The organism is Granulicella sp. S156 (genome assembly GCF_009766105.1).
GTDB lineage: Bacteria > Acidobacteriota > Terriglobia > Terriglobales > Acidobacteriaceae > Granulicella.
Map to the genome: position 1 here is coordinate 64,132 of NZ_LMUH01000022.1, position 24,441 is coordinate 88,572.

The 24,441-nt window shown below is 56.9% G+C and carries 15 protein-coding genes, 1 tRNA gene and 1 pseudogene; 7 read left to right on the forward strand and 10 right to left on the reverse strand.

Translation table 11 applies throughout. From position 1 onward, the window contains the following. Positions 1–136: 136 nt before the first annotated feature. Positions 137–3,679 (reverse strand): S-layer family protein, encoded by a 3,543-nt coding sequence (locus GSQ91_RS16045; protein ID WP_158822776.1) that lies wholly within the window; start codon positions 3,677–3,679, stop codon positions 137–139. A gap of 917 nt (positions 3,680–4,596) precedes the next feature. Between GSQ91_RS16045 and GSQ91_RS16050 the strand changes: the two genes are divergently transcribed. Both GSQ91_RS16050 and GSQ91_RS16055 read left to right on the forward strand, forming a co-directional pair. Next, a complete protein-coding gene (locus GSQ91_RS16050; protein ID WP_158822777.1) occupies positions 4,597–6,282 on the forward strand; it encodes a hypothetical protein in 1,686 nt (561 codons plus the stop codon). Between the two features lie 203 nt (positions 6,283–6,485). Then, positions 6,486–7,529 carry a S9 family peptidase gene (locus GSQ91_RS16055; protein WP_158822778.1) on the forward strand — a complete coding sequence of 348 codons (1,044 nt, stop codon included), beginning with the start codon at positions 6,486–6,488 and terminating at the stop codon, positions 7,527–7,529. A 247-nt stretch (positions 7,530–7,776) separates the two neighbouring features. On the opposite strand, the gene GSQ91_RS16060 is transcribed toward GSQ91_RS16055, so the two are convergent. The 3 genes and pseudogenes from GSQ91_RS16060 to GSQ91_RS25945 form a co-directional block, all read right to left on the reverse strand. After that, the gene (locus tag GSQ91_RS16060; protein WP_158822779.1) at positions 7,777–8,769 is read right to left on the reverse strand and encodes a YncE family protein; all 993 of its coding nucleotides are present in this window, start codon (positions 8,767–8,769) and stop codon (positions 7,777–7,779) included. A gap of 486 nt (positions 8,770–9,255) precedes the next feature. Continuing rightward, a complete protein-coding gene (locus GSQ91_RS16065; RefSeq protein WP_158822780.1) occupies positions 9,256–9,519 on the reverse strand; it encodes a hypothetical protein in 264 nt (87 codons plus the stop codon). A 152-nt stretch (positions 9,520–9,671) separates the two neighbouring features. Then, positions 9,672–9,998 (reverse strand): annotated as a pseudogene (locus GSQ91_RS25945) (DUF1738 domain-containing protein); the annotation flags it as partial. 100 nt (positions 9,999–10,098) lie between these two features. Here GSQ91_RS25945 and GSQ91_RS16075 point away from each other — a divergent pair. Then, positions 10,099–10,791, forward strand: a complete 693-nt coding sequence (locus GSQ91_RS16075; protein WP_158822782.1) for a hypothetical protein — start codon at positions 10,099–10,101, stop codon at positions 10,789–10,791. Positions 10,792–10,940: 149 nt separating this feature from the next. Then, positions 10,941–11,123: a hypothetical protein gene (locus GSQ91_RS16080; protein WP_158822783.1), complete on the forward strand. Its 183-nt coding sequence runs from the start codon at positions 10,941–10,943 to the stop codon at positions 11,121–11,123. Between the two features lie 258 nt (positions 11,124–11,381). Here GSQ91_RS16080 and GSQ91_RS16085 read toward each other — a convergent pair. From GSQ91_RS16085 to GSQ91_RS16110, 6 genes are all read right to left on the reverse strand, one after another. Beyond that, positions 11,382–11,458: transfer RNA gene (locus GSQ91_RS16085), tRNA-Asp, on the reverse strand. Positions 11,459–11,730: 272 nt separating this feature from the next. Next, positions 11,731–13,080 (reverse strand): ATP-dependent helicase, encoded by a 1,350-nt coding sequence (locus GSQ91_RS16090; RefSeq protein WP_158822784.1) that lies wholly within the window; start codon positions 13,078–13,080, stop codon positions 11,731–11,733. Beyond that, positions 13,070–14,908, reverse strand: coding sequence for an AAA family ATPase (locus GSQ91_RS16095; protein WP_158822785.1), 1,839 nt, complete (start codon positions 14,906–14,908; stop codon positions 13,070–13,072). The genes GSQ91_RS16090 and GSQ91_RS16095 overlap by 11 nt, the downstream gene beginning before the upstream one ends. A 173-nt stretch (positions 14,909–15,081) precedes the next feature. Further along, positions 15,082–15,792 carry an SOS response-associated peptidase gene (locus tag GSQ91_RS16100; RefSeq protein ID WP_158822786.1) on the reverse strand — a complete coding sequence of 237 codons (711 nt, stop codon included), beginning with the start codon at positions 15,790–15,792 and terminating at the stop codon, positions 15,082–15,084. Between the two features lie 298 nt (positions 15,793–16,090). Then, positions 16,091–17,365, reverse strand: a complete 1,275-nt coding sequence (locus GSQ91_RS16105; RefSeq protein ID WP_158822787.1) for a hypothetical protein — start codon at positions 17,363–17,365, stop codon at positions 16,091–16,093. A gap of 636 nt (positions 17,366–18,001) precedes the next feature. Then, on the reverse strand, positions 18,002–18,388 hold the full coding sequence (locus GSQ91_RS16110) for a hypothetical protein (RefSeq protein ID WP_158822788.1): 387 nt from the start codon (positions 18,386–18,388) through the stop codon (positions 18,002–18,004). 280 nt (positions 18,389–18,668) lie between these two features. Between GSQ91_RS16110 and GSQ91_RS16115 the strand changes: the two genes are divergently transcribed. From GSQ91_RS16115 to GSQ91_RS16125, 3 genes are read left to right on the forward strand one after another with little or no spacing between them, the layout of a single operon-like run. Beyond that, complete coding sequence (locus GSQ91_RS16115) at positions 18,669–19,709, forward strand: recombinase RecA (protein WP_158822789.1); 1,041 nt, start codon at positions 18,669–18,671, stop codon at positions 19,707–19,709. After that, on the forward strand, positions 19,673–21,214 hold the full coding sequence (locus GSQ91_RS16120; RefSeq protein ID WP_254064634.1) for a DNA polymerase Y family protein: 1,542 nt from the start codon (positions 19,673–19,675) through the stop codon (positions 21,212–21,214). The genes GSQ91_RS16115 and GSQ91_RS16120 overlap by 37 nt, the downstream gene beginning before the upstream one ends. Continuing rightward, positions 21,207–24,425 (forward strand): DNA polymerase III subunit alpha, encoded by a 3,219-nt coding sequence (locus GSQ91_RS16125; protein WP_158822790.1) that lies wholly within the window; start codon positions 21,207–21,209, stop codon positions 24,423–24,425. The genes GSQ91_RS16120 and GSQ91_RS16125 overlap by 8 nt, the downstream gene beginning before the upstream one ends. Positions 24,426–24,441: the final 16 nt, after the last annotated feature.

Sequence of the window (24,441 nt, forward strand, 5' to 3'; positions counted from 1 at the left end):
TCTTTCCTCCGTGTCCAGAGCGTGAGCCGTGGATACAGAGGGCGGTGAAAGCAGAGTCGAGATTTGCATATCTATGCGAAACGGTTGCGATGCCCACATTATTTCTCCGAGTATTTTCCGCGCCAGCCTGCGCTCGTCATGGACGCGATCCCAGCATGAAGGTCGCCAGGCCGGTCGATGCGGGTGTGATCACCGGCGCTCCGATGCCGATATACTCCACCAGCACATTGCCCGGCTGGACAGTGGGGGCACCGGGGACGCTGAAGTTGGTACCGTCTGTGTCGACATTCAGAACCCAGAGGTTGCCCGAGCGGTCGATGGCTGCGCCGGTTCCTGGAGGTGCCTGGGTGTAGTTAGTGGTATCGGGATTCAGTGTCGGCGCCTCCGCGCTGCTGCTGCCGGTATAACCAGTTAGGGCCGGTGAAATCAGCGTTATGGCCGGTAAAGCCGGCGTCCCCCCGATTGTGTACTCGTCGATACCGAGGTATTGGTTGCGAATTGGGAAACCGGAACCGTTGTCGAGCACCGCAAACAGGTGACCCTGTCCATCCAGAACCAGTTGCGAGCCGCAAGCCCTTTGGGTCGTAATCGAGTGGGAGTTTATGAGGACGCCCCCGTTGAATACATCCAGATTCAAACCGGTCGGGTCGCATGCGTAGATATTTCCGGCACCATCCGCTGCCAGAGTTGTTGGAAGACCGGTAGAACTCGACGGAAATGCGTCGTAGAGAATGCTTCCGTCCGACGTGTTGATCTGATACACATCGGTGCCGGAAGCATTACTGCCAGATACCCATAATCCCCCGTTGGAGTCGAAAGCCAGATAGGCCAGGGCGAGGCCGGAGATGGTGTTGCCAAGGTTCGGTCCGGTGACGCCGGTAGTTCCGGTGGACGGAAGCTCAACCACATTGGGCAAGGACGAGGTGTACCAGACGTTGCCACTGGAATCTAGAGTGACGCTCGTCGGAGCTCCACTCTGACTCTGACGCTCTGTGTTCAGCAGGGAAAGGCTGGAGCTTATCTCCAGCAGATATTGATCTAGAGAGCTACCTCCGCTGCCTCCATTGTTCGTCCAGATATTCCCCGTTTGATCAATGGTGAGCATCGTGATCCCCGAGTTCGCGGGGGTAAGGGTCGGCTGCGGATTGAACCCGCCATAAGCCGGCTGAGGAGTAGCCCCCGGACTCAAGGTGGTTGGCTGCGTCACATGCGCGCCAAGAGCGTTGAACTCCGCAACCATCTCGCCATTGAGCTGACCAAAGTATGGGTTTCCTGTGAGGAATGCCCCGACCCAGATGTTTCCCGCAGCATCAATACCGAGGGACGTATTGACGATCCCTTGGTTGCCGTCTGAAAGCGTAGTGGTAGCGGGGTAAATCCCCAGACCGGCCCCGGTGAAGGTGAGAGCCAGGGTCAGATCCACCGGCGCGCCGCTGCCGCTCAAGACAAGCGTGCCGGTATCTGTGCTTGTGATGCTGTAAGGAGGGGTCGTCGAAACCAATTTCAGCAGATCCGCGACGTTGTTACCAGGATTCTGCGCGATGTTGAGCGCCGCCTGCAGCGTATCAGTGGGCGTGATAGGTGTGGAACCTGTGGTTGACGCCGCAGTAAACAGGCCGCCGCCGCTGCTGCAACCAGAGCCACTGCTCTCCACGCAGGAGGCCAACATATCCGCCAACGCATTGATACGCGTCGTCGGCACTTGGCTGTTGTTCACGATATTCGAATCGCCTGCTAGGTCCGTCGGATAAGCGGGAGTATGGGTAAGCGCCTGCCCGGTCGAGACATTGACCAGATTGTTCACCGCGTTGAAGGCGTTGACCAGTCCGGTGTAGTTGCAGGTGTTGGGGCCGGAGCTCGCCCAGTTGTTCGCCGCGTTGCAGGTAGTGGCCGTGGTCGTCACGGTGCCCGGCGCGCCGATATCGATGCCGCCATTCGCTGTGTCAATTGTGGCAAAGGCCGACAGGGCGTAAGCCGAAGCAATGGTCGTTACTTCGTTCACCGTGACGGACGAGGGAAGGCTGCTGCAGGTGCCCAGAGCCGCCAGCAGCGCGATGCCGCTGTTAGCCCCGCTTCCGCTATCGCCCCCTGTGGCGACTACGTACATCTGATCGCCCGGTGCGGCGGGGCAGTTGTAGTTCAAGGTAAAGGCGCCGCTGCTGTCCGTGGTCACTGCAGTTCCCACTGCGGTCCCAGCGGACCCATAGCCGAGCTGTCCTGCCGCGTATAACTGCACCTTGGCGCCGTTGATAAACTTTGCCCCGCTCGAAACGACACCGGCGAGTGGAAGACCGTTGGTTGTAACTGTATAAGTGGCAGTCGCCGCCGAACTGCTTTTGCCGGCGTCGATAGCGATAGCTTCAAGAGTCGCCGTGCCGGCAGTTGTAAGCGCAACCGGCGCGGTGTAAGCGGTGGAATTCGCTGTTGGCACAGAGCCGTCGAGAGTGTAGTAGATGGAGGCGTTTGTATCTCCATCTGTAATCGTCACGGTCTGTCCCACAGAGACAGTGGCGCCACTGGCGGGATTGAAGCTAGGTGCAGAAGGAGCAGCCGCCCCGACCGTATAAGTGGCAGTCGCCACAGAACTGTTGTTGCCGGCATCGATAGCGATAGCTTCGATGGTCGCCGTACCCGCGTTGGAAAGCGCAAACGGAGCGGTGTAAGGAGTGGAGTTGGCGGTTGGAGTCGTGCCATTAGTGGTGTAGTAGATGGAGGCGTTTGTATCTCCATCTGTAATCGTTACGGTTTGCCCTGCCGTGATAGTGGCGCCGCTGGCGGGATTGAAGGTCGGCGCGGGAATAGATTGGACAATCGCATAGGCCGCAGTCGAGACAGCACTACTGTTGCCTGCGAGGATCGCGACCGCACTCACCACCTCGGTTTTAGAAACGGTGATCTTACCTGTGTAAGGAGTGGATTTCGCTGTTGGAGCGGAGCCGTCGAGAGTGTAGTAGATGGCAGCGCCGGCTGCGGTATCGCTGATGGTTACGGTCTGCGCGCTGGTGTACGTTCCTGTTGGAACGGAGAATGTGGGTGCTGCAATAGGCTGGCTGATGGTGTACTTTGTACTCGCCACTTCGCTGTCGACGTAACCCGACGCTATCGCGATGGCGCTGAGCGGTTCGCTCACTGAGACCGTCACCGGACCGGTATAGAGCTTCGAGGTCGATGTGGACGTAGGCGCTGCAGGCACGGTGCCGTCGGTAGTGTAGTAGATGGTCGCGCCAGTGGTTGTGTCGCCAATCGTCACGGTCTGCGCGGACGTGTAGGTACCGCCACCGGGCGAGAATGTCGGCGTCGCCGCGGCGGGCAGACCAATGGTGTAGCCCGCTGAAGCTACCGCGCTGGGCGAGAGGTTCGGAGCAACGGCGATGGCCTGCAGGAACTCCGACTGGAATACCGTAGTCGGCTGGCTGCACTGGGGCGAGGATGTAGTCGGTGTTGTTCCGTCCGTCGTGCAGTAGAGCACCGCCCCCTGGGTCGCATCCGAGATGGTCACGGGCTGTGACGCATGGTAAGAGCCGCCGCCAGGACTGAAAGCGGGCGTCGCGGTTTGATTGCCTGATGTGGAGGAGGACCCGCCGCTGCACCCCGCCATCGCCAGCACTTCCATCAGAGCCAAGCCGACGATCAAAAACTTCCCGGCAACTTTACGCAACGTACCCATTCCATCCTGCATGCGACACACCTTTTCCTTCAGTCTTCTGGAAAATCACAGAAGCCTGGTCATTCTGAATTTCTCAATGATGGCGAATGAGGGCCCAGATACAGCTACGCTTAAATGACAATCGGGAATACGGTTCTCAACGACTGCTTGCGATTATTTTTGGATTTTCTGATTGTGTGATCGAGAAGAAATGTAGAAGGGGAAAGAGCATGACATACCAGTCTCTTTCGTTCCAAACGGAACGCAACAAGCAGCTCCCAGAGTGCGCAGGGAGGGTCGCTTCGAGTAACTAGACTCTTTAGGCCGTTTCGAAAACCATAGTTACACATGGCTCCACCAACTCATGTTAACGACATATAAAAAAGTGCTCACTCACAATCAATGGCAGCCATCGGCTTTGTCTCTAGTTTCTGTTTCTGAGAATAGGTCCGGGCTTTAGAGGGCGCCGAAAAAGTCACGTTTCGTTAAGGGCACGCGTTTAAAGCCTGCCCTGAGCGCAGTCGAATGGGTGCCGTAAATGCCTACATGGCAACTCGGCTTTAGCCGCTGAGGTAACGCCCTGGTGCCTATCTCAGAGACAACCACAAAAGCGTAGCCGTCGATTCGTTCGAGGCTCCAGCAGCGCCAGAATTGCCGGTTGCGAGCTTCTCTTGAACTTGCCGTAAACTCCCGATTGCTCTGCGGTGAATTGTAAGTATGCCCCGTTGAGAGCGCGTTCTCTGGTTGTCTACGTGAACAGGGGCGTACTCATCTATGCGCCGCCCCGAATAGAACATCGGCAATTCCCCTGTCTCACAGAAGCACTCGGCAAGCCTCTCCAATTTTCACGAGGGCAAGTCGGGTAGAACGGCTTTGGCTTGTTCTCGTTGCAGTTATCCAGGCCAGGTCATCCTCTAAAAAATCAGTGCAGCTACCAAGGAGCAATCTCTATGAAGGGCATTCTGAAATTTGCATTCGCCGTTTGCTTGGCGTCCGTCGCAGGTTCGGCGTCAGTTAAAGCACAAACCGTTACTCTGAACGGACTGGGCTCTTCCGGCCTGTTCCTCGAACTCGGGTTGGGTGCAAACGCTCCTACTGGAGCGATCAATGCTTCCTGCGTGTGGAGCGAGAACACGAACTCTGTCCAAGCCAACGACACCAGCACAGGCAGCACCCTCAGCGACAAAGGCAGCGCCTGGGTTGCGTGGACAACGGGGGGAGGAACCTGTGCAGCTCCGGGTACAAGTTCACAAATCTACGCGTACGTATCGACGGACTCCGTAGTCGGCAACCGTTGCCTGTACAACGCAAATCTCTCGACTGGATCGACGTGCTCCATCGCCTATCCCACGACCACACCGGCCTCCAATGGCATCATTCTCGGCGCCGCTAATGAAGTAGCGCTTCCCTCAGCCGTTGCGACAAAGCTCAATTCGGCTGTGGTTAACTTCGCGGGCACTGACATTCGCCCGGAGGATGCTGAGTTCGCGATCACGCGCGCACTCACCAACTGCGGCTCTGTGGTGGGCACAAGCACCCAATATCTGGGGCTCGGTTACACCAACGGCAGCGCCATCAAAACTGGTATCACAGGTTCGACCAGCTCCTTCAATGTGATTAACTTCGCGCTCCCGTCCTCGTTCTTCGTCACCCCCGTCGGTGCCACACCGATCATCGTTGCCGTCAACGACGCTGCCGGCACCGGGCTCCGCGCCGCCTCAAACATCACCAGCCAGAACCTCGCGTTCTTCCTGGATGGAACGACTGGCACGGCGTCAAGCTTGCCAGTAACGGTTTACATCCGCGAACCGCTCTCCGGGACCTACAACACGACGGAGTTCAATGTTCCCAACCGGGTTGGTACCAGCGGTGGCAGCTTCGCAACTTCGCAGGATGTGGGTCTTAACCAGCCCGCCGCCCAGAGAAATTGCACCGTCACCTCACCCTGGCCTGTTCCCGCAACCACCCCCTCAACTGTCCTCAAGAACCCCCTGGACTTCGCTACAACCGGCGGCGGCGTACGTCTGCGGGCCATCGGCACCGGCCAGGAACTCAGCTCGGTGGTCGGAAACACCTCCAACTCGCTGGGCTATGGCTTCTGGAGCGCCGCGAACTTTGCCGGTTTCTCCGCAGTAACCAGCAGCGCCCGCTACTATACCGTCGACGGTGTCGATCCATTGGCTTCGGCCGGCGTCATTCCCACCACCTCATCCGAACTGGCAAGCGTCTCTCTGTCTACCACAGCCGATGGAAAGTACCCCATCTGGTCGATGCTTCGTCTGGTGAACGTTGGCGCGACTCAAAACACCGCCGTCGCTGCTCTGTCCTCCTCTGCACAAACCTTTTCCACCTCCACCCATCCCGACTTCGTCGCTCTGGACAATATGTTAGTTGTCCGTTCCCACTTCGCTCCTCCGGCCCAGACCCTCACGGCCTCGAATGGCAGTGGCAGCTCGGCGTTCGGCAGCAACAAAGCTGCCGCTTGCTCCGCTACCGAAACCGGTGGCGATGTGGGCGGCGTAGTGGCCGGCCTCAATACAGCCTCCTTGAGCCAGAGTCCGTTGACCAAGAGCGAAGAGAGCGTCTGCACTGCCGGCGGCACCGCCACCGCGGGCCAGACAGGAGATCGCCGGTAACCTTCGGCAGATTTGGTCTCTTTACTGCATTCTTCAACACGGCAGACCCCGTTCAACGGGGTCTGCCTGTCTTTTTGTTAGTACCTTTTCCGCTGCAAGGGAGATCAATGAAAAACTTCCTCAAGCAACATCCTCCGGACTGCGCAATTGCAGTATGACCTTCGATAACACTCCGTCGATCACTCACCTCACAGGAGCCAAGAATGTTTCTCACTCGTATAGCCGTGTGCGCAGGAGTTATGTTCGCACCCACGATTCTGGCCGCGCAAACGGTAGCCTCTCCCCAGCAACCGGCTCTAGCCCCACTCACGCTTGAGCCTCCGGTCCAGGAAGTTCCCCAGTCGCTCTCCAAACAAACGCCCACCTATGAAGACTGGACCACTATCTACCTGGCAAAGAGCGGTCTTCCGCTCGAAGCAACAGGAAGCGTTCCCCTGAGCAAGACCGACGTACAAGGATGTACGCGAGAGCTGCATCGCCTGACATGGCGTGCGAACGATCCTGTGGATCTCTACCTTATTCGGCCGCGGGGGCAACAAAAACTGCCGGTTGTCCTGTTTCTTTATGACTATACCGTCGACACGACGACTACCTTCTCGCAGGACCGCTGGTGCGATGTGGCTACGCGCAATGGATTTGCCGTGGCGGGATTTGCGCCCGCGCTCTCCTTGCAACGGATTCGCCCGCCAAGGCCCCTGAAGGAGTGGTTCGTGAGTGAACTCCAGGAGGCCCTGGCAACCTCCACGCACGACGTGCAGATGGCGCTGAATTATATGGAAACGCGCGGCGACCTCGATCTGAAGCATGTGGGGGTAGTGGGCCAAGGCTCGGGAGGAGCCATTGCGGTTCTGGCCGCTACCGCCGATCCCCGCATCCGCGCGCTCGATTTGATGGATCCTTGGGGCGATTGGCCCGACTGGCTGAAGGGCTCAAAACAGATCCCAGAAGAGGAGCGCGCTGCATATCTCAAACCGGAGTTTCTACAGCAGGTCTCTGGCCTCGATCCGGTCGTCTACCTGCCTCAACTCAAGGGGAAGGCAATCCGAATCCAGCAGGTCCTTGCCGACACGATCACCCCAAATGCCGCGAAAGAAAAGATCGCCAAGGCTGCACCTGCACCCGACGAAGTAATGCGCTATCCGGACATCGCCGCCGAAGCAAAGGCATTGGGCACAAACGGCATTGTCAAATGGCTCGGAGAACAATTGGGTTCTGAAAATACCGCCGAGGCGAGGAGCGCGCACTAAGAAGGATCGCTGTGGCTTCTGGCCCCTCTACACGCCTTACTTCTGAAACTACAATTGGCGATCGGGGTCATGATCGAACGATCATGACCCCGACAAAATTCCACTTGGGTACACACCTGGCCTTCAACACATAGCCTCTGGAGGCTGGAGACGGCCCCAGAGGCTATGTACTGCAATACCCTCCCGGTTGATATGGAAGAAGATGTTCAACCTGGAGCGCTGTAACTGCTTCTATGACTAGTCCGGATTACTTCTCCGTCAGAACAGTCACGCCATCTTGACCTGATGTATAGACCAACTCCGTAGCCGGATTCACAGCAACGTACTGCGCATGAACGTTGGGCACCGTGGCCTGAAGCGTGTTGTTGGAGCCATTGATCACAGCAACCTGCGCAGACAATGGGCTCGCGACGAAGGTTAAGTTCGTAAACGGATCCACGTCCACACCCGCCGGAAAGGCACCCACCGAAACGCTCGTCACAACGTGGCCGTTCGCGCCGAGCACACCGGTTAAGGACGAGCCGTTGAATTCCTCGTCCGTTACAAACACATTTCCGTTAAGCACGTTCACCGCCGCGCCGACTGTTGCGTTTCCGAAAGTAGTTGTCGTCAAAATCTGCTTGGTCCAGGCGTTTATAACTGCGGTCTGGTTGGTGCCGTAGGGAACGTAGAGCAGGTTTAGAACCGGATTCAGGGCAATAGCACTGGGAGAGTTGCCGTTGAGGCTGATCGAGCCCGCCAGTTTGGCTTGCCGACCGTTGATAACGTCGATCACGTTATCGCTCGCATTGGCTACATATACTAGTCCGCACAGCGGATTAACCGCGATGCCAGTCAATCCGCCGCCAGCAGTCGTGGTGATCGGAATGGTGGCCACCACACTGTCCTTATTGCCGTCGATCACCGTCACGCTGCAGGCAGCCGGCGTAACCAGGAAATTGCAGCCAGCTACGTAGATCCGGTTGGCCAGATAGTCTACCGCAGGGAACGACGCTCCTGAGGGGAGCGGGATGTTTGTCGTTACCGTGTTGGAGGTTCCATCGATGACTGCAAGGTTAAAGATTGTATCGGTTGTGTCCGGGGAGACCACATAGACCTCGTTTCGCACCGGGTCAACGGAAATGCCGGCAGTCGCGGCCGGGAAAGGGATGACAGTCGAGATCGTTTGCGCACCTGCTACCACCGAGGTAGTTGCGGCGAGCGCGGCCAAAGCCATAAGTCTGCATACTTGATTCAGCATGGAATCTCCTTTGTTAGGTTGAGTTGATGACATCTGGCCCGATCGTTATAGACCGCTGAGAATATCGAAGAGATCCTTGGGAACCTTCTCGAACGTGGTCTTAATCTGTACGTGCATCCCAGCAGCGCAGCAACGTGCGACGCCATACGCCAATCACGCGTTGCGCGTTTAACGCTGTTGTGGATCTACTGGTATTAACTTCTGGACGCACTCCATCTCAACGCAGCAGCCGTTAAGTGTCGGTAAATCCATCGACTGGGGAGGATGTCTACGCACGTCCGGATATGAACCTGTCCGGCTCCTTTTGTGGCGTCCGCGTTGTGGATTGAGAAAGTCATCAGACTGATGATCCCCAGACGCACAAAGCCCGCTATTTGCGGGCTCTTTCGTATCCTTTCCGAGGAAACTGGATACGGCTAAAACAAACTAGTGGAGAGTGGGGATTGGAACCCCCGATAGAACTTTTGATCCTATAACGGTTTAACCCTATTGAAAGTCGCCTTCGCAGCCAAGGCTGCACGTTTCGAAACATACCCGCGTTTCATCGTTGTTTGCGGCGGCCTCCGTAAGGATCTCCAATTCTTTATCCACATCATCCGCGACCCGCGTTGCGTCAGCATGGGTAGCGAAGAAGCTGAAGGTCGGCGGCGGTTCTGGCTTGGCAACCTCGACCGGCTTCACGGCTGGAACCGGTTTCGCAGGCTCTGCCTTCAGCGGCTCTTTCGTCGCGGCAAGCTTCTTCGCACCCACTTCGGCCTGTGCAGCTTTCCCAGCAACGTCCGTCTCGGCCTTGGCTCCGCTTCAAAGAGCGACAGATTCCGGATGCCACGCCTCAAGAGATCACGTTGATGGTTCTTGTACAAGTACTGCAAACCCTCTGGCGTCACTGTATGAACGTGGCGCTCTCCACGCGTGGTTACCTTCGTCGTTGCAGTGCGACGTTCGGCCTTATGCAACAACTCGTGCGCGACTTCATGCACGAGGACAGAGAACTCCTCGGCTTTCGACTGTCCCGGAAGGATGGCGATGCGCCCGCCGTAGCTCCTGCCGAGCGCGGGTCGGATGTTCTCGGTGAAGACAAGCTCGATTCCCTGCTTCTCCATGAACGAGAGAAGACGGTCGCGGTTCTCGCCAACATCGCCGCTCATCTCACGCAATGCGGGAATTTCCGCGCCTTCGGTCTGCGAGACATCAAAGACATAGGCATTGCGAAAGCCAACAAGAACACGGATATCCGAACAGCTCGCGAGCTGATTTCCCTAGACCTCTGCCCAGCGCGGCGGTAGCCTTTAAGTGAGCCATCCGTTGCGCCGGAGACCAGGAGTATTCATGGCAACGCGTGCACGGTATCAGCAAGGAAGCGTGCAGCGTGGCAAGCGGCAGAATGGTCCAGATGTTTGGGTATTCCGCTGGAGAGAGATTGGACCGAACGGTAAGAGCGTTCAGCGCAAAGCCGTCATCGGCACTCTAATCAACCTCCCTTCAGAAGCATCGGCCCTGAAAGCAGCCCAAGCGTTGCGCATCGACGCCAACCAACAAACCCCGCGGGCGGTGAGCTGCCCGAGTACGGTAGCAGAACTGATCGAACACTATCGGTTGAAGGAGTTGACCGAAGACGAACAGGGACGCAAGGCGCACTCGACGCGAGCTGCTTACGAATGCTACTTGAACGGCTGGATTCTTCCACGGTGGGGTGACCATCCACTGGAACGGGTCAAGTCGGTAGCCGTTGAAGAATGGCTAGGCAGCATCGAGCGGGCACGAGGAACAAAAGCGAAGACTCGGAACATCATGAGCGCTCTCTTCAGTCACGCGATGCGGTACGAGTGGTCGGATAAGAACCCGATCAAGCTCGTTCGGCAGAGCGCGAAGAGGGAAAAGATTCCCGATGTACTCGAATTGCACGAACTTCAGGCTCTTCTCGCCGAACTCGCCGTCAGAGAACGCACCCTGGTTCTGCTCGATGCGGCGACCGGCCTACGAGTCGGTGAACTCCTCATCCCTCCGCTGGGACGACATTGATTTCGAGAACCTGGAGAGTCGAGTCACAGAGTCCATCTGGCATCAGGTGTTAGGTGTCTGCAAGACAGAGGCGTCGGCCAGACCCGTCCCAATGGACGGCTATATGGCCGAGGATCTTCTGCGTTGGAGAAAGAACTGCGCCTTATCCCATGGAGTCCGACTGGGTCTTTGCGAGCCCGGCCATGCACGGCAAGCAGCCCTATTGGCCGGACAATCTCTTGAAGCGATATATCAAGCCAGCGGCAAAGAAGGCTGGCATTAACAAGAACGTCGGTTGGCACACCTTCTGCCATTCCTTCGGCACGTTGCTGAAGGCCAATGGGAAGACGTGAAGACCGTCCAGGAGCTCTTACGACACGCCAACAGCAAGATCACGCTCGACGTTTACACGCAGGCCGTGAACTCGCACAAACGAGCCGCACAGAGCAAGATTGTTCAAATGATGGTGCCAGGCGTGGGCACAAACGTGGGCACAACGCGGGATCAAGCAAGAACGGGTACAGAAGCGTAATTCGCTTATTGTGCCCTTATTGTGTCCTGATTTGCTTGTCACTTAGGTCCCATATATTCCGTAAGTCCTTTGGAATGTATGGCGGGGACGACGGGGCTCGAACCCGCGACCTCTGCCGTGACAGGGCAGCGCTCTAACCAACTGAGCTACGTCCCCACGAGTCTTTTCAGACACTTGGAATATGTCACATAGAATCAAGCGTTTCGCAGCTTTCGCTATTTTCGCTCGTTTCTACCTTGTCGTTGCTGTGGACTCAATTTTGGGCTTCTGTAGACACCAAACAGACACCAAAACCAGCACCGCAACGACAAGATCAAGTCTATCAGAAGTGACCGTTTTGGTGTCTACGTTTCCCGGTCCCGAGGAAAAAGATTCGCTGCCCATTCACCCCTGAGTACGACAAGCCCAGAGAACGAGGTAACGCAAACCTAATTTGCCGTTGTCCCGTTCTTCTTCGCTACCACAGCTTGAGGTTGTTTCGAGAAAGGCGGCCCAAGGAGACGTGATGCTTTTCTCGCATCGTCCTGAACGAATACGACTGCCCAATTATGGGCCCTCGTCAGAGCGTTATAAAGTCGGCGTCTCTGCGAGTCTAAATCTCCCCCGATTGCAAACGGCCACAGCACAATCACTCCCTCGAATTCCCGGTTCTTAGCCTGGCTAATCGTCATCGCCCGTATGATGCCACGATGTTCGGATGGAAGGAAAGCACGCCTGGATTGAAGAATCCGGTCTGCCGCCGCCGAAATCTCCACAGCGGAAAATCTCACCTGACCCTTCATCCGGTATTTTCTCTCCGCCCATTCGCGTAGATCGCCCAACGCTCCGGCGCCCCCGGCGGTCCGATCCTGAATCTCCTGCAGCGTTGTTCCTTCGGCCATGGTGGCAAGGGTGGAAACGATCTCTGACTTCTCTTCAATGCTATTGGATTCCCAGACTACTCGGAACGGGCCTACCGGCTTCGTGATGCCCCTCGGCTGAATGGGCTTTGATGTCAAACGCTCCACCACATCGTGAACAAAGCGGCTATTCTCCGGCCTTGTAGGAGTGAGAATCACAACGTCCTTGCATTGCTTCCAGCAGAGCGTTCGCGCTACGCCACCTGCGGCGGCATTGGCATTGCGACCTGACATTAGCGTGTTCCCCAGCGCGATTCCGCAATCCTGGGACAATCTCAGATGGCCTGCCGCCTGGAGGAGGACCGCTTGCTTCGTTCGATGGTTTCCGCTCAGTACAGTTTTTTTACCCTCACTTGCATGCAGCCACGCGACTGCTGCATTTGAACCGTTCGGCTGTAGATCCTGGAATTCGTCTGCTGCCGCGATCACATGACAGCATGATTCGATTGCCTGGACGATTTTGAGACGATCTCCTTTGCAGTCCTGAAATTCGTCGACGACGACGATTGGATACCGCACGCAAAGCCAACTGAACACAATTTCTTTGCGCAATAGAATTGCGGCGACTTTACATACTGCTTCAAAATCGGCTGCTTCACTGGCATCCAATAGTGGATCAATATCCCTCGCGAGAGTCCTCCATCGCCAAACGATTGATCTTGCCAAACTATCGACGGTTGATGCGAGAAAGCGGCCCCGCAAGGAAGATAGTGTCGCTAGTCGGCTGTGCATGCGCCGACGCGAGCCGTGCATGTATGTGAGCCCGAGCACCGCCTGTTCCTCACTGAGTGGACGGGAGACAAGATGCGCCTTCAAAGCTTCGATGAGCTGATAGGTCTTCCCGCATCCGGCTGGTCCCTCGAAATATTCAAGGCTCAAGAACAATCCTCCAGACGGAGGTCGCGGAGGTCGTGCGAGCTTGATCGGCGAGTAGAAATTGCGACGAAGGCTTTTCGCTTGTTAGATCGACCAACGCCTCCAATAATTTCCTCACTCTGGATTTGGCCGAGGAAGATGTTAGTAGCGCCGCAGTGATCGCCTCATAGGCAAGAATATCGGCTTTCGCGCCTTTTTCGTTTGGACGGGTCTTTATCCAAGTCACGATCTCCGAGATCGACGCCGGCGCGGTCGGCATGTCTGCCCGGATGAGCGGCACTAAAGTCTCCTCGTCTCCAAGTACCCAGCCGACCACATCCTCCATCTCCCAGCCGTCTTGCCAGCGAACAACATGCTCAGGAGGGCGGTTGGCCTTGAGAAGACTCTTCATGTAACCGTCGCCGGCGGCGTCCCCATCAACGAGCGCCACAACACCCGAACGGATATCGTTGATCCTTTCAATCGTTTCCACCACGCACGCATCGTGAGTCGGAACGATTCCAAAAATAGTTCCAAACGGAACCGGCTCTGCGCATGAGCCGAGCTCCTGGTCGGTGACCGCGCATAGCGAGAAGAGCTTGAACCATTCGGCGTCCACCCTGCCCTCTGGAACGAGTACGAAACGATGCATTAGCGCTTCGATAAAAGCCTGCCTGCTCTCTTGAAATAACTTGCGCACGCCGTTTCTTGATGAGCCTAGAAGCGGAGTCTTAAGAAGCGGGGCCACGGGTGACTGAACGGTGTTAGCTGAGTTAACGACGCGGATGTCGAGTGCCGAGCAGACAGCGGCCACCCGCGGGGAGTGGGTCGTGCAGACGAGCTGGTTCGACGCATTCCTAAGCCTGTGGAGGACTTGCGCATGAACGCCCGGCGGCATGTGCAGCTCGGGTTCCTCAACCGCGATGATTACGTTTTGATTGGCTTTGCGCCGACGCTCGGCGACCTGTAACACCAATAGCGCTGTCTGGAGCGAGAGCAGGCCCGAGCCGTGGCGACCGGCGGGAAGCGACACCGAGGTGCCGTAACGGTAATGCGGGATAAGCGCGTAGAGAAGCGATTCCGAATCGGTGCCGGTCAGGCGCAGTTCGAGGCTGGGATCACCTGACAACAGATGCTTCAGTTCGTTATTGATGCCTTCCCGAAGTCCTTTCAATGAACCCTGAAGGTCCACGCGGTGCTCATCTAGGCGTAGTCGATCACGCTCGGCCAAGATTTCTGTCGCTTCGAGCGAACCACTACTGTCTAGAATCCTTCTGAAGAGTTCCGAATTGAACGATACGAGTTTGTCCCAGGTGCGATGCGCTGGCACCAGAAAAAACCCGATCTCACTTAGAAGTCGTGCCGGAACAATCTGGACGACCTCCTCGTCGAATGGATCGACTACCGCATCGTCATCGTGAAAATACCTGATGGTCTCCACGTTCAACTCGCCTCTGTCGAATCTCGCGGAAAGCCCCACCTGGACTGTCAGTTCGTCTTCGGCCGACTGTGGCTCCGCCAGCAGCTTCCCAGTGGATTCTTGACGCCACTTGGGGATACCTCGCCTTTCTGAGAACCATTGGCTATGCGCGCTTGCTAGATTTGAACCAAACCCCGTAATTGTGGCGATCAAGCGTATGCGATCGCTCGCGGCTGGGTTGCTCCCAAAGAAGTCATGTTCGGTGAGGGTGCGCACCAGACGATCACGACCGAACAAAAGAGCGAGGGATTCCAATATGGTGCTTTTGCCGGCACCGTTCGATCCTACTAATACGGTTTGCCGCTCGCTGAACTTCACCAGCGCGCTTCGTATGCCTCGGAAGTTCTCAATCTGGAGCTGTCGAATCCACATTCACCCTCCTGCTCTGCTCGCCCTACCCGGTGCTTTGGCGGTTGGTTTATCTGTCGAGTCCTGCTCCTCGTGATTATTTGCCGTGCCAATATCCACATACCCGTATGACAGAAATGCCGATCAATCTCCAACGCCTTGACAATGGTAAATCGGCATAGACGAGTTCCGGCTGGTTATCGGGAGTTTGGGGGACAGGTCCACGGAGCGCAAAGTCCAAGCTCATTGTTGCTGACACTACCAACACGCGGGTCCACCTGATGTGCTGTCATCTCGGCAGCCACGTATGGCCTTAGTAAATCAGTCGGAGGTTGTTCAGCATCGGCTCGATCCAACCATCGGTCGTAATCGGATGGCTTCAAGATCACTGGCATTCGGTCGTGAACGGTCGCCGTGAGTTCGTTGGGGTCGGTGGTGATGATGCTAAAGCTCTGGAGCCAATCTTCGGTCGCGGGATCTTTCCAGGCGTCCCATACCCCGCCGAAGGCAAATGTCTCGCCGCTTCGCAGGGCGAAGGCGTAGGGCTGCTTGGTCTTCTCATCCAACCGCTTCCATTCGTAAAAGCCATCGGCGGGAATTAGGCAGCGCCGGCGATGAAACGGAACCCGCCACAGTGGTTTTGAAAGCAAAGTCTCGGCCTTTGCGTTGATGGTTGAGAAGCCTTTGAAGTCGGCAAGAGACTTGGCGAAGTTTGGCACCATGCCCCATCGCATCGCTACCATCTCGCGCTCTCCGGTGTCGCGGTTATTGCGGATGGCCGGCTGCATGGTAGTTGGCGCGATGTTGTATGACGGTGCAGCCTCCAATGGAATGTCGTCGAGCGTCCCGAGATGGAAGGCTTCGGCGATTCGCTGCTTGTCGGATCGACGGTAGTACCTGCCGCACATACGCCATCCTCTCTTGGACACCAACGCCGCCAGTTTTCTAGCCTACAACTTCGACGGTCCGGCCCGTGCGCATTGCGGACATTTAGAGAGGCAAGGCTCCTCGTTCAGGGCTCAATGAGTGACTCGGCCTGTTAGCGTCAACTGAGATCGGGAGATAACAAAGCCGATCGTATCGATATGAGTCCGAGTCGGTAATCTTCCGATAATACGAGAGACAATATGGTTCGCTGGCAGCCGACCCGATTTCAGGGCCGCCTGATTTCGTCCGACAATTTGCCTTTTTCGAGGGCGCATAAAGCTAAAAAGGAATGTCGTCGTCTGATATTGGAAAGGCGAGCGGCCCCGAGCGTTCTTCTGGCGTCGGATAGACGAGCGGCTCTGGCCGTCCAGAACGAGGCCGGCTACCAAACTGGGCATTCCGGTTGACGTTGACCCCTGATAGCTTCTCGTCTTGATTTACGAAGAAGTCGTCATTGAAGGAAAGAACCGACATGAACTCCTCGCGTACGACATGTAGTTGATTTGTGTAGTATTTGGAGCGAGGAAAGACTCGCCAGTTCACAGGTTCCCCTTCGAGGGATATAGTCTCAGACGAGCTAGCGAGGACCACCAATCCTGTTGCATGCTCGAGCACAAATCCAAAGACCGCATTGTCGGCAGCAATAAAGTGATGCGGCTCCTTTGCGGACACCTCTACTCGGCCTTGAACAACGAAGCGATCTGCCAATTTGCGGCGAGGAAAAAACTTGACTACATCGATGTGTCCCGTGGCAGCGATGCACAGCCGATCCTCGCCACCCCAAACGTACTCAACCTGTTCGTGAAACTCACCCAGTTCCTCGACCGGAAGCAATTGTCTAACGACCTTTTCCCGTGGTTCGTCCGGACGATCTTTATTCTTCTTCCCCGGCTTGAAATCGACGAACGTACCCGCAGAGCTGCGATTGGAAGCAAATAGTGCGCTTTCCATCCATCTAACCGAGTTCGAGAAGCTTGGCGCTACCATTTTCAAGTTAGATTCAATATAGGGAGCGGCGGTAAGTTGAAACACGCCCTCGCTGCCCGCAGCGATCGCAAGTCGAGATGAGCCCAGCGCGATTCCGAGCGCAGGCAAATCCGTTAACTTAGTGGACTGCATCGCATGGTCATCGTCCCTTGGCCACGCGTATTCCACGCCGTCTTGTCCGCCGACAAAGATATTTCCGTTGTAGAATCCCGAATCGGCATGAGGAAATCCAAAACGGTTGTCATATTGCGCGATAGTACATCTCTCCAGCAAACCAGGTGACACTTCGATCGGCGACTCAGACAGTGCACGGAAGCGCCGTTCCAGAACTGAGCGGACCTCGGGATCGTGAAGCAAGATTGAGACATTTGGATCGTAAAGGTATTCGCTCCTGCGGAAGGCGAATTCAAAGGTGGCGCGATATTGATCTTTCTTCTCAACCGAATCCACGAGTTTGTTCCAGTCCACGCGCACAATAGCCCCGGTGGTCGTCCAGAGGTACAGTTCTCCTGAGTAAATCTGTGAATCATAAAAGGACCCGGCAATCCGAATCTCTAAAGGGCGCATAGTTGCCCTTTCACCAGCTTCCGTATCAGAGCTGGCCGAAGGTGGGATTCAGATTGCCATATTTTCAATACGCTCGTTGGAGGCAGGTCGTGCTGATTCCGATAAGGGTCGGCTGGATAGCCGTGCCACAAGTCATTGGCATTGCCATCGATGAACTTCGCAATGAATAAGGCTCGAGGGGGTATTCCAAACGCAAGGGCGGATTGTCCAAGATTGGCGACGCTGGGATTAAAATGTAGCCCCCACCGCGTGCTGGCGTCCGATGACCAGTCCTGACTGGTGGCCAGATTGAAGCAGTTGACTTCATCAGCGCATAAGATCACCCATTGAGACTTGAGAGTGGTATTGTCCCGATGATCTGGCTTGAAACCGTAGGGCATGCAACAACTCTAACTCACTGAATCGTCGGACGACGGGAGTTGTGTGTTGGTGCGGGGTGCGAAATCGGCGAGGATGGTGAATTCGTATCAGTCGATAGATCAAGAAGCCGTGTGAGCGCCGCGATTCACCCACTCAGCATCACCTCAGTGATCTTCTTGGCAACACTCGGGAGAAGTCGCTCAGCCCCTCGATATCTACCGGGCCTTAGAAAGCGCAAAATCGCCGACGCACATTTCCAGCCGCGGCAGTTCTCGTCTACAGCATTTGCAATACGTCCATCAGGCTTGGCAGGTTCTTGTCGGACAGGCTTCGAGGCGGATTGTCCCTCTGCCAGTCGATCTGAGAAAGCAACATTCCCATCTCGTCGAGCTGTAATATCAGGGCTGCCCACTGGTGGGGCGGGTACCCTACCGGAATGCCTGATAGATCCGGGTTGGGGTTTTCGGAGGTACTGCCCATCGCCTGCATCTCCTCCCGCGACCGCTTGGGGTTGGAGAGGATTTTGCTGTCCAGATGATCCTGCAAGTGTAGGCGATACATCTCCCGATTCAGGGCTTTCTCCCCGCACGGGACGGCCAAGCTCATCGTCGGCTTGCTGTCTCCCTTCAAGATTGGTGCCCAGATGTTCACTTGCTTTGGCATAAACTTCCCCATGATTTGAGACGTTCGCCGTAGGCGATTACCCAGCTTGATGATATTTAGATCTTCCAACATCCTATGTCGAGCGATTGGACAATGTCACGTGAAGGGTACGCTTCCTGAAAGGGTGACCCTGATGATACCTGCGTCGAGTATGTTATTGCCGAAATTTGTGCATAGTGAACTCGTGTTATTGCAGTCACTTGGGAGGGAATCTGCACAATCTTTGTTGCAGGAGGCATTTGCAGGCTGAGCGCCAATAGGCGAATATAAGGCGAAGACCATGAGCTCCGCTGCCATATTGCGCTCCCAAATCGAAGCTGCCTTGGCGGACCGAATTCCGTCCGCGCTCACTCCTCCTGCGAAGACGATTCGTGAGGCCGTGTCTACGGGGATCGCAGCGATTGATTCCGTCCTGGATGGCGGACTGCCGGTGGGCGCCGTAACGGAGATGATCGGCGCTGAATGCTCCGGGAGGACGGCTCTTGCCCTATCGTTCCTAGCGCAGCTCACGAAGGCGGAGAGAGTTTGTGCGTGGATCGATGTGTCGAACGCGCTCAGCCCTGAGTCCGCCGCCGCATCCGGCATAGACCTGAAACGGCTTCTCTGGGTTCGCTGCGGCGTACAGCCTGCCAGCCAACCTGTGTCACCTCCTCAATGTGACTTCGCACTACCAGAGAAGTATCTTGCCCCACCCGCAGCGAAGAGAGGGCTGCACGGTGGCGGCTTCGGCCCGCATCCTCGGACTGAAACAAAGGGCTTGTCCGATGGAGTCAGCGACTTGCTGCGACGCGATGCCGTCGCTCCCCGTTGCGCCGAGCCGCAACGAAGGATTCGAGTCGAACGAGAGACTGTTGAGCCGCATATTTTCCTGCCTTCCAAACGCCACAGTCCTTCAACCCGCACGGCAAAGCCCTGGTCGAGGATCGAACAGGCATTGCGGGTCACCGATTTGTTGCTGCAGGCAGGTGGATTCAGTGCAATCGTGCTGGATCTGGGAAGCATTGCGCCTGAGCACGTCTCGCGCATACCGCTGGCGACGTGGTTCCGCTACGGCGCTGCTGCGGAGAGGAGCCGAACGAGCGTGCTCCTGCTGACGCAACACGCTTGCTCGAAGAGCAGCGCGGGTCTTGTCCTGCGTCTGCAAGCAAGGCCGCCGCTCTCCGGGGAGAGCACAGTGCTTGCCGGCCTTGAACGCCATATCGAGGTATCGCGCCAGCGATTCACCGAAGCCTCGGTGAAGGTCGTTCCCTTTCGGAAACCTCCGCAACGTGCAAGCGGTGCCGATTGGCAAAGCAAAACAGCTTGGGCAGCCATTCGATGAAACCTGCCGGCGAACTATATGCGTGCCTCTATGCGAAGGAGTTTCCGGCGCAAGCGGTCTTGCGATTGCGGCCAGAGCTGCGAGAGCAGCCCGTCGTTGCCATTGAAGGTGAACCTCCACTGCAAACGGTTTGCTCGTTCAATGCGAAGGCCCGCTATCTGGGCATAGTCCGTGGGATGACGAGGGTAGAGTTGGACACCTTCTCCTCGTTGATTGTGCTTCCACGATCACGCATGGAAGAGGATTCGACACACGCTGTCATGCTGGAGTGTGCGGGCGCTTTCTCCCCGCGCATCGAAGATCGTAGCGATGGCTGCGCCTTCCTTTGCGTGATTGATATTGCGGGGACAGAGAAACTGCTTGGCCCGCCCGAAGTGCTGGCGCGGGAACTGCTGCGTCGCGTGCAAGTTCTTGGTGTGAACGCGTCGGTTGCGATCAGCAGGAACTTCTACGCTGCTCTGTCTTATGTTCGCGGTTCATCTTCGCGCATTGCCTTCATTGCGCCCGGTAACGAAGGCCCAGCTCTCGCCCCGCTGCCGCTCAAAGTTCTGGACATATCCAGTGAGCACGCGGAGACATTCGGACTTTGGGGCATCCGCACACTCGGGGCCGTGGCCGCCCTTCCAGAAGAAGAACTGATTTCGCGTATAGGGCAAGAAGGTAGACGCCTTCGTCAGTTGGGGCGCGGCGAACTGCCACATCATTTCGTGCCATATGAAGCGAAGTTTGAACTCGAAGAGCGAATGGAGTTGGACACGCCGGTTGAGGAGCTTGAACGTCTGCTTTTCGCCGTCAACGTGATGCTGGAACAGTTCATATTCCGAGTGACGGCTCGTGTGCTTGCACTCGCTTCGGTCACGATCTCATTGTCTCTGGAAGGAAAAGCTGTCCACACGCGGACGGTGCGGCCTGCTCTACCAACGAATGATCGTCCTCTCTGGCTCAAGCTGTTGCAACTTGATCTTGAAGCGCATCCGCCACAAGCGGCGATTGTTGCGGTCACGCTCAACGCTGAACCCGGTAGCACCAGCAAGGTGCAACTCGGCTTGTTCTCTCCGCAACTGCCGGAGCAGATGCGTCTGGATGTAACGCTTGCCCGCATCCGCGCCCTGGTGGGGGATGAGTGCGTGGGCAGTCCCGTACTCCGAGACACGAATCAGCCGGACGGCTTTCGTGTCGAGCCCTTCAAAGTACCGTCAGCTCATAGCTCCTCGCCCGCGACTATTAGCTCTTCGGCGGCGATGCGGCAACTCCGTCCACCGGAGAGGGCGGCGATCACGCTGCGCGATCGGCAACCGGCATCCTTTGTCTTTCGAGATTGCAGGTATCAAGTGGAACACGCCTACGGCCCATGGCTGGCCGAAGGCGACTGGTGGAACCGTCAGACCTGGGCACTGGAGCAATGGGATCTGATTGGTCGATCCAGGGACGGAGCGATGCTCTGTTGCTGCCTGGTGCGCGATCTGAAAGAACAATCGTGGCAGGTGGTGACGCTCTATGACTGAGCGATACATTGAACTGCACTCCTCAAGCGCCTTCAGCTTTCTTGAAGGCGCTTCGCAACCTGAGGAGCTTATCAAGCGGGCCGTCGAACTGGAAATGCCCGCGATGGCACTACTCGACCGAAACGGGGTCTATGGGTCGGCGCGCTTCCACACAAGCGCGAAACGGAATAACGTCCACGCTCATGTCGGAGCGGAGATTGCCGTATCGAGTTTCGGAAACCGGCTCACCCCTCCCGCGTGGCTCCCGCACCTGCATACCGCCGAACCCGCGCGGCTGTCCTTGCTGTGCGAGTCGAGAGTCGGCTACCAGAATCTTTGTCAGCTCATCACCCGTTTCAAAATGCGGGAGAGGGTCAAGTGCGAAGGTGCGGCTACCTTCGACGACTTGCAGAAATACTCTGTCGGCCTGGTCTGCCTCACGGGTGGCGACGAAGGCCCGTTGGCCGCCGCGCTTGTAAGCGACGGTGAGGAGGCAGGTCGTGAGACAGTCGAACGACTGGTAAGGATTTTCGGACGGGACAGCGTCTACGTCGAGGTTCAGCGTCACCGTGAACGCGAGGAGGAGTGGCGCAGTCAAGCGGCAATCCGAATCGCAAGGTCTTTGAAGCTGCCGGTTCTCGCCACCAACGGAGTTCGCTACGCCACGGCATACGACCGCGAGGTGCTCGATGTCTTTACGGCATTGCGCAATCACACCGATCTCGACCACGCCGGTCGTCTATTGGCTCTCAACAATCGGCGGCATCTGCGCTCTGGGCGAGAGATGGCGGCGCTCTTCCGCGATATACCAGGTGCGGTAGCGGAGACGCTTGAACTGTCCGCTCGTCTGAGATTCCAACTCGACGATCTTGGGTATGAGTTTCCGTGCTACCCGGTGCCGGACGGCGAGACGATGGACAGCTTTCTCAGAAAGCGAGTCGCCGAAGGCGTGATGCGCCGGTACGGGCCGAAGAATGATCCGGGTTTATTGGAGCGAGCAAAGAAGCAAGTCAATCACGAACTCGATCTGATCGCGCGGCTCGGCTTTGCCGGATACTTCCTGATCGTCTGGGACATCGTTTGTTTCTGCAAGAAAAACGACATCCTGATTCAAGGCCGCGGCAGTGCGGCGAACTCTGCCGTCTGCTATGCGCTCGAAATAACGGCTATCGACCCGGTAGGGATGGAACTGCTCTTTGAGCGGTTTCTGAGCGAGAGCCGGGGCGAGTGGCCGGACATCGACCTCGATCTTCCGTCGGAAGACAAGCGAGAGCAGGCCATCCAATACGTCTACCAGCGATACGGCGAACTGGGAGCGGCCATGACGGCGAACGTCATTACCTATCGCGGGAAGTCGGCGGCGCGAGAGGTTGGCAAAGCCCTCGGCTTCGATCAAGAATCGCTGGCCCGATTGTCTGGTCTCGTCAGTCAGTGGGAATGGCGCGGCAAGACCGATACGATGGCGCATTCGTTCCAAAATGCGGGATTCGACCTCAAGCACCCACGCATCGCAAAATACCTCGAACTCTGTATGCGCCTTCAAGACCTGCCGCGTCATCTCGGACAGCATTCGGGCGGCATGGTGATCTGTCAGGGTCAGTTGAACTGCGTCGTGCCGCTCGAACGCGCGTCCATGCCCGGTCGCGCCGTAGTCCAGTGGGACAAGGAAGACTGTGCTGATCTCGGCATCATCAAGGTAGACTTGCTCGGTCTCGGCATGATGGCTGTCTTGAAGGACTGCATCGAACTGATACCTCGGCACTATGGGGAGTCTGTAGACCTGGCCCAACTGCCGGAGGATGAGGATGTTTATAGGGTCTTGCAACAGGCCGACACCGTAGGCATGTTTCAGGTGGAGAGCCGAGCACAGATGGCATCCCTGCCTCGGAACTGTCCCACACGCTTCTATGATCTCGTCGTACAGGTCGCCATCATTCGTCCCGGCCCCATCGTCGGAAAGATGATGCACCCCTATATGCGGCGTCGTCAGAAGAAAGAGGCGGTGACGTATCCGCATCCCTCGCTGGAACCCGTGCTCAAGCGAACGCTTGGTGTTCCACTCTTCCAGGAGCAACTGCTTCGTATAGCGATGACAGTTGCCAACTTTTCCGGCGCTGAGGCGGAAGAGTTGCGCCGCGCCGTCGGGATGCGGCGGTCCTGGGAGCGGATGAAGAATCTCGAAGGCAAGCTCCGTGCGGGCATGACGACCAATGGACTTGATGCTGCGACGCAAGAGAACATCATTCAGAACATCAGTTCATTCGCGCTATACGGGTTCCCTGAGTCCCACGCGGCCAGCTTCGCGCTGATTGCGTATGCCTCGGCCTACCTGAAAGTGAAGTATCTTGCCGCGTTTACCTGCGCGATCCTGAACAACCAACCAATGGGCTTCTACATGCCCGCCGTGCTGGTGAAAGACGCGCAACGTCACGGACTGCGCGTTAGGCCAATCGACATTCAAGTATCGAATTGGGCTTGCACCATCGAACATGAGGTCGATGGTGCGCTCTCGTTGCGGATGGGCCTGGGCTACGCGAAGGGTCTGCGGCGTCAGTCCGCAGAGGCCGTCGTTGCGACTCGTTCGCAAGACGGCCTCTTCCGCTCAGCGGAAGACCTCGCGCTGCGCGTTCCCCTCCTCAACCGCAAAGAGCTAACCCTCTTGGCGCGTGTGGGTGCTCTCAACAAGCTCGATGGAATTGAGCATCGTCGGGATGCCCTCTGGCAGGTGGAACGCGCCGGCAAACTGGAAGGGCCGTTACTCAGACAGAATAGCGACTGGCTCCGAGAGGCTTCCGATGCTCTACCTCTGCAGCAGATGAATACTGAGGAGCGTCTGGTAGCCGATTACGCCGGGACTGGCCTTACCGTTGGGAAACACCCCATGCACTATCGACGGCAAGAATTGCAGTCGAGAAATGTGCTCTCGGCCGTAGAGCTTCGTCGTTGCCGGGATGGTGAGTTCGTGAAAGCGGCGGGCTGCGTCATCGCCCGCCAGCGGCCCGGTACGGCAAGGGGCTTCATCTTCATCTCGATGGAGGACGAAACCGGCATTGCGAATGTCATTGTGACGCCCGATCTCTACGAGAGGGATCGGCTGACCGTGGTGCGTAGCAAATTTCTCTTGGCCGAGGGCATCCTGCAAAATCAGGATGGCGTGGTTCATGTGAAGGCTACGCGGCTCATGGCGCTAGTCGATGGCGCGATGGAACTGCGTTCGCATGATTTTCATTGATGTTGGGCCTGCTGCT

Coding starts and splice junctions, on each gene's coding strand:
- GSQ91_RS16075 (WP_158822782.1), top strand. CDS start 10,099: ATGGCAACGCGTGCACGGTATCAGCAAGGAAGCGTGCAGCGTGGCAAG.
- GSQ91_RS16100 (WP_158822786.1), bottom strand. CDS start 15,792: ATGTGCGGCAGGTACTACCGTCGATCCGACAAGCAGCGAATCGCCGAA.
- GSQ91_RS16095 (WP_158822785.1), bottom strand. CDS start 14,908: ATGTGGATTCGACAGCTCCAGATTGAGAACTTCCGAGGCATACGAAGC.
- GSQ91_RS16115 (WP_158822789.1), top strand. CDS start 18,669: ATGAGCTCCGCTGCCATATTGCGCTCCCAAATCGAAGCTGCCTTGGCG.
- GSQ91_RS16080 (WP_158822783.1), top strand. CDS start 10,941: ATGGAGTCCGACTGGGTCTTTGCGAGCCCGGCCATGCACGGCAAGCAG.
- GSQ91_RS16055 (WP_158822778.1), top strand. CDS start 6,486: ATGTTTCTCACTCGTATAGCCGTGTGCGCAGGAGTTATGTTCGCACCC.
- GSQ91_RS16125 (WP_158822790.1), top strand. CDS start 21,207: ATGACTGAGCGATACATTGAACTGCACTCCTCAAGCGCCTTCAGCTTT.
- GSQ91_RS16105 (WP_158822787.1), bottom strand. CDS start 17,365: ATGCGCCCTTTAGAGATTCGGATTGCCGGGTCCTTTTATGATTCACAG.
- GSQ91_RS16110 (WP_158822788.1), bottom strand. CDS start 18,388: ATGCCAAAGCAAGTGAACATCTGGGCACCAATCTTGAAGGGAGACAGC.
- GSQ91_RS16045 (WP_158822776.1), bottom strand. CDS start 3,679: ATGCAGGATGGAATGGGTACGTTGCGTAAAGTTGCCGGGAAGTTTTTG.
- GSQ91_RS16060 (WP_158822779.1), bottom strand. CDS start 8,769: ATGCTGAATCAAGTATGCAGACTTATGGCTTTGGCCGCGCTCGCCGCA.
- GSQ91_RS16050 (WP_158822777.1), top strand. CDS start 4,597: ATGAAGGGCATTCTGAAATTTGCATTCGCCGTTTGCTTGGCGTCCGTC.